The organism is Pseudomonas sp. PvP027 (genome assembly GCF_017833005.1).
GTDB lineage: Bacteria > Pseudomonadota > Gammaproteobacteria > Pseudomonadales > Pseudomonadaceae > Aquipseudomonas > Aquipseudomonas congelans.
Genome location: NZ_JAFIBK010000001.1, coordinates 2,693,253 through 2,707,033, shown reverse-complemented (window position 1 = coordinate 2,707,033; position 13,781 = coordinate 2,693,253). Strand labels below are relative to the sequence as shown.

Here is a 13,781-nt window from a genome sequence, read left to right as displayed (position 1 = left end):
CAGCCTGTCGGTTGCAAACCCCTGTGCTAAGATTCCGCCCCTGTCCATTTTTCAAGTACGGGTTGTTCCATGAAGCTATCCATGCCGCGCTTTGATCAGGCCCCTGTCCTGGTGGTTGGCGATGTCATGCTCGACAGATACTGGCATGGTGGTACCTCGCGTATTTCCCCTGAAGCGCCAGTGCCTGTGGTCAAGGTCGATCAGATCGAGGACCGTCCGGGTGGCGCTGCCAACGTGGCCTTGAACATCGCTGCGCTGGGCGCACCCGCTTCGCTGGTCGGTGTGACGGGGGATGACGAGGCTGCCGAGAGTCTGACCAACAGCCTGAAGGCTGCTGGTGTGCTGGCGCGCTTTCAGCGCATTGCCGATCAGCCGACCATCGTCAAACTGCGTGTCATGAGTCGCCACCAGCAATTGTTGCGCATCGATTTCGAAGAACCGTTCAGGACCGATCCGCTGGCTCTGAGCGCAGAGGTCTATAGCTTGCTGGATGGCATCAAGGTGCTGGTCCTGTCGGATTACGGCAAGGGCGCACTGAAAAACCATCAGGCGCTGATTCAGGCAGCCCGCAAGCGCGGCATTCCGGTGCTGGCCGACCCCAAGGGCAAGGATTTCGCGATCTATCGCGGTGCCAGCCTGATCACGCCGAATCTCAGCGAATTCGAGGCCATCGTCGGTCATTGTGTCGATGAGGCGCAACTGGTCACCAAGGGTGCGCAGTTGATGCAGGAGCTCGATCTCGGCGCTCTGCTGGTGACCCGCGGTGAACATGGCATGACCTTGCTGCGTCCTGACCAGCAGGCGCTGCATCTGCCAGCCCGTGCCCGCGAAGTGTTCGATGTGACCGGCGCTGGCGATACGGTGATTTCTACCCTGGCGGCAGCGATTGCTGCCGGCGAGGAGTTGCCGCATGCAGTAGCGCTGGCCAATCTGGCGGCGGGCATCGTGGTTGGCAAGCTGGGTACCGCGGCCATCAGCGCCCCCGAGCTGCGCCGGGCCATTCAGCGTGAGGAGGGCTCCGAGCGCGGTGTACTGGGTCTGGAGCAACTGCTGCTGGCGGTCGATGATGCGCGCGCACACAAGGAAAGGATCGTCTTTACCAATGGCTGTTTCGATATTCTCCACGCAGGTCATGTGACCTATCTGGAGCAGGCGCGCGCCCTGGGGGATCGCCTGATCGTTGCCGTCAACGACGATGCGTCCGTCAGTCGCCTGAAAGGGCCTGGTCGACCGATCAACAGTGTCGACCGGCGCATGGCGGTGCTGGCAGGTCTGGGGGCCGTGGACTGGGTCATCAGCTTCCCGGAGGGAACCCCTGAAAACCTGCTGACCCACGTCAAGCCCGATGTGTTGGTCAAGGGCGGCGACTACGGTGTCGATCAGGTGGTCGGTGCCGATATCGTTCAGGCTTACGGTGGTGAGGTGCGTGTGTTGGGGCTGGTGGAAAACAGCTCCACCACCGCCATCGTCGAGAAGATTCGAGCCCAGTAACCGTAACGTTGCCGATTGCATGCCGGCGTGCTCAAGGATCCAGCACCTTGCAGCCGCCGGATGACTTACTTGCTCAGGCTGCCGCGTGCCATTTGCAGCAGCTCCCGGGCCTTGCCGGTCAGGCGTTTCAGCCCTGACTTCTTCGCCGGTGGGGCCATGCCCTGCTGACGCAGCCAGTCCTTCCAGCGAATCCGTTCTTCACGTACCACCCAGCCATCCTGCGCGGCGAAACTCTCGGCCAGGTACAGTCCTCTCGTGCCGGCCGGAATCAGCTTGTCGCGCTTGAGCGTGTACAGCTCGGGCAGAGGCGCGCCATTCTCCAGCGGCATCAGGTACAGATCAGGCTTGCTGCGGTTGAGGCGGGCGACCAGTTGATCGTTTTCCAGGGCTTCATCGACATGGAAAAGACTGACCGGGCGCGCCTCCTTGGGGATTTCCAGGCGCATGTCGTAAATCAGCTGCAAGGACGCCGTGGGCAAATGCACATAGGCCCGTGGACGTTCCAGCAGGGTCAGACTGCCGGTTCGCACGGGTCTTGCGGCGCCGGAGAGGGGGCTCAGACGAAAGGGCATGGCCTCGCGATAATGCAGCGCGGCAGCATAGGGCGCAGGTAGCCAGGTCTCCTTGAACAGCCCGCTGAGCCAGCCCTGTGGTGTTTCGATCAGGCATTCTTCGGCCACTTCCTGAATCGCGGTGTGCAGCGGCAGCGTCAGCTCATGGGCTGGGACATAACCCGAGATCAGCTTGAGCACGACGTCGCCGCGGTCCTGGCGACGCTGACGGACCAGCACCCAGTAATCGCGGTTCTGCCAACTGACGGTCAGGCGAACGGACACCCCCAGATTAGCCAGCTCGGTGGCAAAGTGTTCGGTGTCCGGCACGTCGATCTTGCGCCGCCGCTGCAAGGTCTGCGCGAAGTTCATTGGCATGCCGACGCTCTGGTAGCTCAGGCTTTCCGCAGTGGCCTCGACAAACAGCGGCAGGGTCTTGAAGTTGCTGGGATTCTTCCGGATCAGTGTTCGCGGCATAACGGCTCCTTCTTGCGTTGGGGTCGGCCGCCTCAATCAGGCTTGACGGCAAATCACGGCAGCGGCAGTTGCAACGTTGTGTGCCAGGTGCAACGGGTTGATGGTGCCGACAATAGCACTGGCAACCGCCGGATGTTCAAACAGTAGCTGGAAACTGGCGTGTACCGGATCCATGCCGGGTGTCAGGCAGACATGACCACTGGCCAGTGCTTTCTTCACCAGAATGCCTTTGCCATGAACCTGCGCGTAATCCAGTACCGGCTTTTCGTCCTGTTCGTTGAGGTTGTAGGTGACCATCGCGCAGTCGCCGTCACGCAATGCCAGCAGGCCGCCTTCGACGGTCTTGCCGGAAAAGCCGAAGCCGCGAATCTTGCCTTCGCGCTTGAGATCAGCGAGCGTCTGGTACACCTCGGCGTCGTTGAGGATCGCCAGATCGTTGCCGTCCGAATGCACCAGAACCAGATCGAGAAAGTCAGTTTCAAGACGTTTCAGGCTGCGCTCGACCGATGTACGAGTATGGGTCGCACTGAAGTCATGGCTCGACTGACCGTTGACGAATTCCTCGCCGACCTTACTGACGATCACCCAGTCCTGGCGCTGACCGCGCAGCAGCGGCCCCAGTCGCTCTTCGCTGGTGCCGTAGGCGGGGGCCGTGTCGATCAGGTTGATGCCCATGTCGCGGGCCATGCGCAGCAGCATCTGAGCCTGCTGGTCATCGGGAATCTTGAAGCCGCTGGGGTACTTGACGCTCTGGTCGCGCCCCAGTTTGACGGTGCCCAGCCCCAGCGGCGATACGTTCAGGCCGGTACTGCCCAGCGGGCGATGCAGATCGTGCAGGGTTTTCAGGCTCATGGCAGCAGTTCATCCCAGACAGGTACGGCCATCGGCGGCCGTGGCACATCGCTCAGCGGAGCTTGCGGGGTCGGGTGGATACCGTCTCTGGACAGCTGCGACAGCACCCGGTCGGCGAAGTCCGGGGCCAGCGCCAGCTTGGTCGGCCAGCCGATCATCAGGCGTTGCTGGCTGTCGAGGAAGGCGTTGTCCGGGCGCACCAGTCCTGATTGCGCCGGCTCGGCACGATCAACGCGCAGTGTCGCCCACTGCGCCTGACTCAGGTCGACCCACGGCAGCAGCGCCTCAAGCTCTTTGCGGGCGACGGCGATCTGCGCGTCCGGTTGGCGCGCCACGCCATCGGCTTCGGCCAGATCGCCACCCAGATACCACACCCACTGGCCATCTGCTGCCGGGTGCGTGGTCACGGTGATGCGTGGCTTGGGCCCGCCACCCAGGCAGTGAGCGAACAGCGGCTTCAAGGTCGGACCCTTGACCAGCACCATGTGCAACGGGCGGCGCTGCATGTGCGGTTGCGACACGCCAAGAGCGTTCAGCAGGTCGGCGTTACCGCCACCGGCACTGAGCACAATGCGCTGCGCATGAATATCGCGACCATCCACGCGCAGACCGATCAGCTCATCGCCCTCGTACAGCGGTTCGATGTGCTGACCGGCCAGCAGGCTGTCACCGGCCAGCTCGGCGAGCCGCCCGATCAGGCTGGGTACATCGACCACCAGTTCTGCAAGCCTGTATACCTTGCCTTTGAATTTCGGGTTTTGCAGGGCTGGCGGCAGTTGCTCGCCCTTGACCTGATCCACGCGACCGCGCACGGCCTTGCTGGCGAAGAAGCTGGTGAGGTTGCCGGCGATGGTGCCTGGCGACCACAGGTAATGGGCCTCGGACAACAGGCGTACGCCGGACAGGTCCAGCTCGCCTTTGCCGTCGAGGGCTTCACGCCAGCGGCGCGGCATGTCGGCAATCGCTTCGGAGGCACCCGACAGCGCGCCGTGCAGCGCGTACTTGGCGCCGCCGTGGATGATCCCCTGAGACTTGAGGCTTTGCCCGCCACCCAGGCTGGCGCTTTCTACCAGCACTGTCGAGAACCCTTGACGACGCAACCGGGCATTGAGCCAGAGACCGGCGACGCCAGCCCCGACAATCAGCACGTCAGTGGAAATAACCGATGGCATGAGCACCTCAGTGAGCAAAAAGTACGAGCATTATAAAGGATCGGGTTTTCAATGCCCGGCGGTTTTCGAGAACAGCTGAATGACCGCCACACCCGCCACGATCATGCCCATGCCCAACAGGGCGGGCAGGTCGAGCTTCTGGCCGTAGATGAAGAACGCCGCGATGCTCACCATGACGATGCCCATGCCCGACCAGATGGCGTAAGTGATACCTACCGGGATGGTGCGCATCACCAGAATCAGCATCCAGAACGCGATCGCATAGCCGGTAATCAGCAGCAACAGGGGCAGTGGTGTGCTGAATCCCTTCACGGCTTTCATGGACGTGGTGGCGATGACTTCCGCGCAAACAGCGATAGCCAACAGGTAATAAGCGTTCATGGTGCATTCCTTTTCGTCAGGCGGCGCATTCTAGCGACTTGTGATGGCGGGCTGATAAACTCCGCGCCCATGAATAGAACTCTTTATACCGTACTGTTTCATCTCGGCCTGCCACTGGTTGCCCTGCGCCTGTGGTTGCGTGCGCGCAAGGCCCCGGCGTATCGCCAGCGCATCGGCGAGCGCTTCGCCCGCGGCTTGCCGGTCATGCAGCGCGGCGGTATCTGGGTGCATGCGGTGTCGGTGGGTGAAAGCATTGCCGCGGCGCCGATGATTCGGTCGCTGCTGGTGCAATATCCGCAGTTGCCGATCACTGTGACTTGCATGACGCCCACAGGTTCGGAGCGAATCAGGGCGTTGTTCGCCAGCGAGCCGCGGATTCAGCATTGCTACCTGCCCTACGACCTGCCGTGGGCGGCCGCTGGTTTTCTCGATCAGGTGCAGCCACGGCTGGGGATCATTATGGAAACCGAACTATGGCCCAACCACATCCATCAGTGTTCCCTGCGCGGGATTCCCGTGGTCCTCGCCAATGCCCGGCTTTCGGAGCGCTCGGCACGAGGGTACGCACGCTTTGCCGGGCTGACGCGACCGATGCTCGCGGAGATGGCCTGGCTCGCGGTGCAGACTGAAGTCGAGGCGCAGCGCTTTCGTGATCTGGGCGCACGTCCCGAGTGCGTGGCGGTGACCGGCTCGATCAAGTTCGACCTGAGCATCGACCCGCAACTTCTGCAACGTGCCGCCCACCAGCGTGAACAGTGGCAGACCGCGCAGCGTCCGGTATGGATCGCTGCCAGTACGCATGCGGGCGAGGATGAAAGCGTGCTGGCGGCTCATCGCACGTTACTGACCAGTCACCCCGATGCGCTGCTGATTCTGGTGCCGCGTCATCCCGAGCGTTTCGACAGCGTGCATACGCTGTGTCTGCAGCAGGGTTTTGCGACGGTGCGACGTTCCTCTGCACAGGCTGTCACGACGGACGTCTCGGTGCTGATGGGCGATACCATGGGGGAATTGCTGTTTCTCTATGCGCTGGCTGACATCGCTTTCGTTGGTGGCAGCCTGGTGCCCAATGGCGGACACAACCTGCTGGAGCCTGCGGCGCTGGCCATGCCGGTACTCAGCGGCCCGCACCTGTTCAACTTCCTCGAGATTGCCGCAATGCTGCGCAAGGCCGGTGCGTTGCAGGAGGTCAACGATACGGCTGCGCTGGCCGCCGCCGTGCAGCGTCTTGTCGACCAGCCACAACAGGCGCGCAACATGGCCGATGCCGGGCTTGCGGTGATGAAGGCGAATCAGGGCGCGCTGCAACGCCTGCTCGACGGGATCGGGCGGTTGATGGGCAGGCACTGAATCGGGGAGGACGCAGAGCGTCCGGAACGGCATGCCCACGCGGAGCATGGGCACGATAGTGGTTTCCAGACACCTCGCTTCTTTCACGCTCGTCCAGACATTTATCGTTCCTCACGCTCCAGCGTGGGAATGCCTTGGGTGACGCTCCGCGTCACAAATCTGCGTCGCGCTGCATGACTTGAAATCGGGCGCAGAGCATCCAGAACGGCCAGCAATCTCAGCGCTTTGCGGGCCCCTCGAAGTTCTTCTGCGCGGCAGTCGCCAGGTCCGGCGGCAGGAAGTCCTTGTCCGGGTTGTAGTCGGCCTTCAGGTAGCGCGACAGATCCTGCAGGTCGCCCGGGTTCAGGGTGCCTGCTGCCTGCTTGAGGCGCAGGTTGTCGAGGATGTAGTCGTAACGCGTGTTGTTGTAGTCACGTACTGAGGCATACAGCTGGCGTTGCGCATCCAGCACGTCGACGATGTTGCGGGTGCCGACCTGATAGCCGATTTCAGTGGCTTCCAGCGCGCTCTGGTTGGAAATGATCGACTGCTTGCGGGCCTGGACCTGTTCCACGTCGGTATTCACCGCGCGATGCAGGTTGCGCGTGTTTTCCACCACCTGACGACGCAGGCTTTCACGGCGTTGCTCGCTCTGGCTCAGGCGCGCATAGGCTTCGCGTACCTGTGAGCTGGTCAGGCCACCGCTGTAGATCGGGATATTCAACTGCACGCCGATGCTGCGCTGCTCGACGTCGCCGCCGTAATTGCGGCCAGTGTAGTTGGGGTTGCTGAAACCCAGTGCATCGTTATCGCCACGCTGATAAGTAGCTACGGCATCGAGCGTTGGCGCGTGTCCGGCCTTGCGCTGGCGCAGGGTTTCTTCGGCGGCACTGACCGCGTAGTTGCTGGCCAGCAGATTGAGGTTCTGCTGCGCGGCAGTATCAACCCAGGCCTTGGCATCATTGGGCGTCGGCGCCAGCACAGGCAGCGTGTGCACGATGCCTTCGATCGAGTTGTACTCCCGGTTGGTCAACGTTACCAGCGCCTGAAAGGCATCGTCCACCTGACGCCGGGCAATGAGTCGGCTGGCGCGTGACGTGTCATAGCTGGCCTGCGCCTGCAGCACATCGGTCTTGTCCGACAGGCCGACATCGAAGCGCTCGTTGGCCTGATCCAGCTGGCGCTTGAAGGCCGCTTCCTCGGCCTTGGTCGAGGCCAGGTTGTCCTGTGCACGCAATACGCTGAAATAGCTTTGTGCCGATTGCAGGATCAGATTCTGCTCGGTAGCCGACAGCTCGAGTGCCGCCTGTTCGTTGCTCGCTTCGGCAGCCTGCAACTGGAACCAGCGGTCGGCGCGGAATATTGGCTGGCTCAGCGTGGCCTGGTAGAGGTTGCCGCTGCGGGTGGCCACGGCCCTGGGCTGATCGATGCTGGTACGGGTGCTGCTGTTCTGGGCACTGCCGGAAATGTTCGGCAGCAAACCGGCACGGGCCTGCGGCACGGCTTCCTTGCGCGCATCGTAATCGGCGCGCGACGCCGCGAGGTCGGCGTTGTTGTCCACTGCCTGCTGATAAACGCTCAACAGCCCTGTCTGCGTTGGCATTGGCAATTCGGCTGCCCAGGTCAACCCGCTGGACGCAAACGAAACAGCCACGACCAACGAAAGTTTGCGCAACATGAGGCATTCCCTGTTCATGAAGAAAATAATTACAGTTCGGGTTGAAGAGACACCGGGCTAGGGAGTGTAGAGCCAGACGCTTTTGGCAACAATCGTCGATTTGCGCCATTTATCGAGCCCCGTGCAAATAGGCTGGCGTTGCGACGCCACCCCGTCATAGACTGGCGACGTTCTTGTCGGGGTGCCTTGCTATGAGGCTGAGATCGGTTAAACCGGATCCCGTTGAACCTGATCAGGTTAGCGCCTGCGTAGGGAACAAGATTTCTCGTCTCCCGGCGAGTCCTCTTGAGTGCCGTCCGGGGTCGATTGTTCAAATAATGAACAGTTTCGCCTCCTTTCGATACTCAGCGCCAGCACTGGTGCACCCGTCCGTCATGTCAGGTCACTCCGACAATAAATCCGCAACCGGATGTCTGGAGAGCCGTGATGAGTATAAAAGCAAAAAACGCAGCCCATTTGAGCGAGTCGGCGCAGGTCGATTCCGGATCGGTACAGCCGTTTACCCGTTCGCAGAAAATCTACGTTCAGGGCTCGCGCCCGGACATCCGCGTGCCGATGCGCGAAATCACCCTGGACGTTACTCCGACTGACTTTGGCGGCGAGATCAACGCCCCGGTCACGGTCTACGACACCTCCGGCCCCTACACCGACCCCAATGTGATCATCGATGTGCGCAAAGGCCTGGCTGACGTGCGCTCGCCATGGATCGACTCGCGCAATGACACCGAGCGTCTGCCGGGTCTGAGCTCCAACTTCGGTCAGCAACGCCTGAGCGATGCCGAACTCACTGCGCTGCGTTTTGCCCATGTGCGCAACCCGCGCCGGGCCAAGGCCGGCGCCAATGTCAGCCAGATGCACTATGCGCGTCAGGGCATCATCACTGCCGAGATGGAATACGTCGCCATCCGCGAGAACATGAAGCTCCAGGAAGCCCGCGCTGCGGGTCTGCTGACCCAGCAACATGCCGGGCACAGCTTTGGCGCGAGCATCCCGAAGGAAATCACTGCCGAGTTCGTGCGTGAAGAGATTGCCCGAGGACGCGCGATCATCCCGGCCAACATCAACCACGTCGAGCTTGAACCGATGATCATCGGCCGCAACTTCCTGGTAAAGATCAACGGCAACATCGGCAACAGCGCACTGGGTTCTTCTATCGAAGAAGAGGTCGCCAAGCTGACCTGGGGCATCCGCTGGGGCTCGGACACGGTCATGGACCTGTCCACCGGCAAGCACATTCACGAAACCCGCGAGTGGATCATCCGCAACTCGCCGGTGCCGATCGGTACGGTGCCGATCTATCAGGCGCTGGAAAAAGTGGGTGGTGCAGCCGAGGACCTGACCTGGGAGCTGTTCCGCGACACGCTGATCGAGCAGGCCGAGCAGGGTGTCGACTACTTCACCATCCACGCCGGCGTGCTGCTGCGTTACGTGCCGCTGACCGCCAAGCGTGTGACCGGGATTGTCAGCCGTGGCGGTTCGATCATGGCCAAGTGGTGCCTGGCGCATCACCAGGAAAACTTCCTGTACACCCATTTCGAAGACATCTGCGAAATCATGAAAGACTACGACGTCAGCTTCTCGCTGGGTGATGGTCTGCGTCCGGGCTCGATTGCCGATGCCAACGATGCGGCGCAGTTCGGCGAGCTGGAAACACTTGGCGAACTGACCAAAATTGCCTGGAAGCATGATGTGCAGACCATGATCGAAGGCCCCGGGCATGTGCCGATGCAGTTGATCAAGGAGAACATGGACAAGCAGCTGGAGTGCTGTGACAAAGCGCCGTTCTACACCCTCGGCCCGCTGACCACCGACATCGCACCGGGTTACGACCACATCACTTCAGGCATCGGTGCGGCCATGATCGGCTGGTTCGGCTGCGCCATGCTGTGTTACGTCACGCCCAAGGAGCACCTGGGGCTGCCGAACAAGGATGATGTCAAAACCGGGATCATCACCTACAAGATCGCAGCCCACGCGGCGGACCTTGCCAAAGGCCATCCGGGTGCGCAGATCCGCGACAACGCGTTGAGCAAGGCGCGTTTCGAATTCCGCTGGGAAGACCAGTTCAACCTCGGCCTGGACCCGGACACCGCGCGTTCGTACCACGACGAAACCTTGCCAAAAGACTCCGCTAAGGTCGCGCATTTCTGCTCCATGTGCGGGCCGAAATTCTGCTCGATGAAGATCACCCAGGAAGTTCGCGAATACGCCGCCAATCAGCGCATCGAGGCGGTGGACGTCGACGTCGCCAAGGGACTGGCCGAACAGGCCGAACGCTTCAAGCAGGAAGGCAGCCAGTTGTACAAGAAGGTGTAGAGGGCGATAGCCCGTCGTTATAGACAGTTCCGCTTTGATTCTGCCCGAAGGGCGTAGGAGCGACCGGGGCGGCGATCCGCATTGTTCGCGAAAGTGGCGTTACATCCGCTGAAGATGTATCGCCCGGAATAAAGCTTTCGCGAACACGTTCGCTCCTACGCCCTTCGGGCAGACGCGTGCTCTGCGTCCGATTCTGAGTGAGCAGTGCGGCGGCACTCGGTCCCTTTACTTTCCACACGAGACACCTCTGTGAACACACCCGGTACCTATTCTCCCGACACTCCTGTCCCCGCCAGCCAGCGCGTGTTCGGCGGGCGGGATCTGTTTTCCCTGTGGTTTTCCCTAGGCATCGGTCTGATAGTGCTGCAGACCGGAGCCTTGCTGGCGCCGGGGTTGGGCATGTCCGGCTCGATGCTGGCGATTTTCCTAGGCACGCTGGTGGGCGTCTTGCTGCTCGCCAGCGTCGGCGTGATCGGCAGCGATACCGGCCTGTCGTCCATGGCCGCGCTCAAGCTCAGCCTGGGCAGCAAGGGCGCGTCGCTGCCAGCGGCACTGAACCTGCTGCAGCTGATCGGTTGGGGTTCGTTCGAGATCATCGTCATGCGCGACGCAGCCAGTCTGCTCGGCGCCAGGGCTTTTGCAGAGGGTAGCCTGTGGAGCAATCCGCTGCTCTGGACGCTGTTGTTCGGCGCGCTGGCGACTTTGCTGGCAGTCAGCGGGCCACTGACCTTCGTACGCCGGTTTCTGCGCAAGTGGGGCCTGTGGATACTCTTGACGGCGTGTGCGTGGCTGACCTGGAATCTGCTGGCCAAGGCTGATCTGACCGCGCTGTGGGCAACGTCCGGCGATGCTTCGCTGCCGTTTGCCTCGGGGTTCGACATTGCCATCGCCATGCCACTGTCCTGGCTGCCGCTGATTGCCGACTACTCACGCTTCGGGCAGCGCGCTAAGAGTGTCTTCAGCGGCACGGCCGCAGGCTTTTTCATCGGTAACTTCTGGCTGATGAGCCTGGGCGTCGCCTACACCCTGGCGTTCGCCCCGAGCGGCGAGGTGAATGCCTTGTTACTGGCGCTGGCCGGTGCAGGCCTGGGTATCCCGCTGCTGCTGATTCTGCTGGACGAGACGGAGAATGCGTTCGCCGATATTCACTCGGCTGCGGTCTCCAGTGCTCTGCTGTCGCGCATCAAGGTCGAGCATCTGGCGTTGGCGATTGGCGTGATCTGCACGCTGATCGCCTGTCTGGCACCGTTGGCGCAGTATCAGAACTTTCTGTTATTGATTGGCTCGGTATTCGCGCCGCTGTTCGGCGTCGTGCTGGTTGACCATTTCATCCTGCGTCGTCGCAGTGGTCAGGTAGCGGAGGGCGGTTTGCGCTGGATGAGCCTGCTGGCGTGGCTCGGCGGGCTCAGCACCTATCATCTGCTGGCCAATCTTTATCCTGAAGTGGGCGCAACACTGCCAGCGCTCATTGTCGCTGGCGTGTTGCAGCTGTTGATCGGCGGTGCGATCAGCCGCGGCCGGGGAACAGTTCCGGCTTGAGGATGCCATTGAGCTGCGGATAAGGAATCTTCAGCTCGATGTGCCCCATCGAATACGGCGCGATGGTATCGACCGAGTACTTGAGGATCACTGCGCCGTAGGTCAGCGCAATGTGCGGCGTGCGCTTAAACGGCCAGGTCTTCATGAACTCGCTGTCTTCATTCATCTTGGTCGATACCAGCCAGCCCTGGTGGGCCAGTTGGGCTTTCTGCCAGAACTCGCTTTCCTTGCCCGGGACGATCATGTCAGCCAGGGTCAGGACTTTCTGCTGCTGACGTGAATAGTTGATGAACGCCCGGCCCGGGTTGCCGTGGGCACCGCCGGTGTCCAGATAACTGGACAGTTCGACCACTACGATACCGTCATGCTGCTCGCGTACCTTGGCCTGCAGATAACTGGCGTTGCGACCCTGGGCCTGGCTCAGGAACTGCTCCTGATAGGCTTTGATCGACGCAGGCGGCGATGCGCTGCTGTCGGCAACGGTCAGTTGCAGCAACGTCTTCTGAACGATGGCGTCCAGTCGCGGCTCATCGGGGAAGTGCACGGTATCGATGTTCACCAACGGGCAGTCGGCCGTGGTGCAGCCCGGCTTGATCAGCTCGGAAGCATCGCGCTGGACTTGCAGCGGTGCGCGCATGTTGGGCGTGAAGAGGCTTTGGCAGGCGCCGAGCAACAGGGCCAGGCAAGCCAGTGAAGTGATCCTCAATAACGACATGTTGATCCTTGGCAGTGTCAGTAAAGGCGGTTGCGTTGTACGTATGCAGGCTGGTTGGACTGTAAACAACGTCTTCGGTTCGATCATGGCAGATTAGAATTGTTTTAAGTCCCGGCCGTCTACCCTGCATCTTCAAGGGGGCTGCATCCGACTGCCGATGCGCGTTAGGATGGCCCGATGTCAAACACGGCGGCAAGCGAGAAACCCATGACCCAGACCACACGATCTGCACCAAGCGCTTTTGAAACCATAAAGCGTGAAAACTGCTTCAAGGGCTTCTATAAGCTGGACAAGCTGCATGTGCGCCACGAATTGTTCGCGGGCGGGATGAGCAAGGAAATCAGCCGCGAACTGTTCGTTCGCCACGACGCCGTCTGCGTGTTGCCTTATGACGCCAAGCGTGACGAAGTCGTGCTCATCGAGCAGTTTCGCGTAGGCGCCATGAAAAAGACCAGCAACCCCTGGCTGGTCGAACTGGTCGCAGGCCTCATCGACAAGGACGAGCAGCCGGAAGAAGTTGCTCATCGCGAGGCGGAGGAGGAAGCTGGGCTGAAGTTCGAAGCGCTGTGGCCGATCACCAAATACTTCCCTTCGCCGGGTGGCAGCGACGAGTATGTCCACCTGTTTCTGGGGCGCTGCAGCAGTGAAGGCGCGGGCGGCCTGCACGGGCTCGAGTCTGAAGGCGAAGACATCCGGGTTACCGTCTGGTCATTCGATGACGCCATGCAGGCGATGAAAGACGGAATAATCAAGAACGCATCGACGATCATCGCCTTGCAATGGCTGGCGCTGAATCGTGCAGAGATAAGGGGTTTATGGTCGTGAATCTATTGCGCGAACGCTACCGTGTCGATCTTGCCGGACTGCAGGCCGCGTGCGAGGCTAACTACGCGCGCCTGATGCGCCTGCTGCCCGACATGCGCAACGAACAGCGCTCACGCCGCGTCGCCGTTACCCAGGGTGATCAGATGCTGGGTGTACTGGCCGTCGAAGTGTTGCTCGACTGCCCGTACACCACCACCCTGCAAGTCCGCCAGGAACACAGCCTGCCCTGGCTGCCGGTGCCGGTGCTTGAGGTGCAGGTCTACCACGACGCACGCATGGCCGAAGTCATCGGTGCCGAACATGCGCGGCGCTTCCGGGGCATCTATCCCTACCCTAATGCCGACATGCACCAACCGGATGAAAAAGCCCAGCTCAACCTGTTTCTGGGCGAATGGCTGAGTCATTGCCTAGCGTGTGGGCATGAGTTTGAGGCGGTGCGTTAACTCCTTTCCTCA

Annotated in this window: 12 protein-coding genes and 1 riboswitch; of the genes, 6 read left to right on the top strand and 6 right to left on the bottom strand. The window is 61.3% G+C overall.

Annotated features, from left to right (window positions below):
• The first annotated feature begins 69 nt into the window (after positions 1–69).
• Complete coding sequence (gene hldE, locus JOE33_RS11400; protein WP_010440417.1) at positions 70–1,491, top strand: bifunctional D-glycero-beta-D-manno-heptose-7-phosphate kinase/D-glycero-beta-D-manno-heptose 1-phosphate adenylyltransferase HldE; 1,422 nt, start codon at positions 70–72, stop codon at positions 1,489–1,491.
• 65 nt (positions 1,492–1,556) lie between these two features.
• Here the strand turns inward: hldE and JOE33_RS11395 are convergent, their stop codons facing one another.
• Genes JOE33_RS11395 through JOE33_RS11380 form a run of 4 tightly spaced genes read right to left on the bottom strand, consistent with a single transcriptional unit; the run spans position 1,557 to position 4,924 of the window.
• Positions 1,557–2,519 (bottom strand): hypothetical protein, encoded by a 963-nt coding sequence (locus JOE33_RS11395; protein ID WP_010440419.1) that lies wholly within the window; start codon positions 2,517–2,519, stop codon positions 1,557–1,559.
• 36 nt (positions 2,520–2,555) lie between these two features.
• The gene (locus tag JOE33_RS11390; protein WP_209924072.1) at positions 2,556–3,371 is read right to left on the bottom strand and encodes an aldo/keto reductase; all 816 of its coding nucleotides are present in this window, start codon (positions 3,369–3,371) and stop codon (positions 2,556–2,558) included.
• Complete coding sequence (locus JOE33_RS11385) at positions 3,368–4,543, bottom strand: FAD-dependent oxidoreductase (RefSeq protein ID WP_187625046.1); 1,176 nt, start codon at positions 4,541–4,543, stop codon at positions 3,368–3,370. The genes JOE33_RS11390 and JOE33_RS11385 overlap by 4 nt, the downstream gene beginning before the upstream one ends.
• A gap of 48 nt (positions 4,544–4,591) precedes the next feature.
• Positions 4,592–4,924 carry an SMR family transporter gene (locus JOE33_RS11380; protein WP_002551789.1) on the bottom strand — a complete coding sequence of 111 codons (333 nt, stop codon included), beginning with the start codon at positions 4,922–4,924 and terminating at the stop codon, positions 4,592–4,594.
• A 69-nt stretch (positions 4,925–4,993) separates the two neighbouring features.
• Between JOE33_RS11380 and waaA the strand changes: the two genes are divergently transcribed.
• Positions 4,994–6,274, top strand: a complete 1,281-nt coding sequence (waaA, locus tag JOE33_RS11375; protein ID WP_010440426.1) for a lipid IV(A) 3-deoxy-D-manno-octulosonic acid transferase — start codon at positions 4,994–4,996, stop codon at positions 6,272–6,274.
• Between the two features lie 217 nt (positions 6,275–6,491).
• Here the strand turns inward: waaA and JOE33_RS11370 are convergent, their stop codons facing one another.
• Positions 6,492–7,931 carry a TolC family outer membrane protein gene (locus JOE33_RS11370; protein WP_187625047.1) on the bottom strand — a complete coding sequence of 480 codons (1,440 nt, stop codon included), beginning with the start codon at positions 7,929–7,931 and terminating at the stop codon, positions 6,492–6,494.
• 167 nt (positions 7,932–8,098) lie between these two features.
• A riboswitch (TPP riboswitch) is annotated at positions 8,099–8,203 on the top strand.
• A gap of 154 nt (positions 8,204–8,357) precedes the next feature.
• On the opposite strand from JOE33_RS11370, the gene thiC reads away from it, so the two are divergent.
• Together thiC and cytX are read left to right on the top strand one after the other, a co-directional pair.
• A complete protein-coding gene (gene thiC / locus JOE33_RS11365; protein WP_187625048.1) occupies positions 8,358–10,247 on the top strand; it encodes a phosphomethylpyrimidine synthase ThiC in 1,890 nt (629 codons plus the stop codon).
• A 249-nt stretch (positions 10,248–10,496) separates the two neighbouring features.
• Entirely contained in the window at positions 10,497–11,786 is a 1,290-nt protein-coding gene (gene cytX, locus JOE33_RS11360; protein WP_187625049.1) for a putative hydroxymethylpyrimidine transporter CytX, read from the top strand.
• Here the strand turns inward: cytX and JOE33_RS11355 are convergent.
• Positions 11,755–12,501, bottom strand: coding sequence for an RsiV family protein (locus JOE33_RS11355; protein ID WP_032615436.1), 747 nt, complete (start codon positions 12,499–12,501; stop codon positions 11,755–11,757). The two genes, cytX and JOE33_RS11355, sit on opposite strands and share 32 nt — an antisense overlap.
• 207 nt (positions 12,502–12,708) lie before the next feature.
• Between JOE33_RS11355 and JOE33_RS11350 the strand changes: the two genes are divergently transcribed.
• Together JOE33_RS11350 and JOE33_RS11345 are read left to right on the top strand one after the other, a co-directional pair.
• Positions 12,709–13,326, top strand: a complete 618-nt coding sequence (locus JOE33_RS11350) for an NUDIX domain-containing protein (RefSeq protein WP_010439385.1) — start codon at positions 12,709–12,711, stop codon at positions 13,324–13,326.
• The gene (locus JOE33_RS11345; protein ID WP_002551796.1) at positions 13,317–13,769 is read left to right on the top strand and encodes a DUF1249 domain-containing protein; all 453 of its coding nucleotides are present in this window, start codon (positions 13,317–13,319) and stop codon (positions 13,767–13,769) included. The genes JOE33_RS11350 and JOE33_RS11345 overlap by 10 nt, the downstream gene beginning before the upstream one ends.
• The last annotated feature ends 12 nt before the right edge of the window (positions 13,770–13,781 follow it).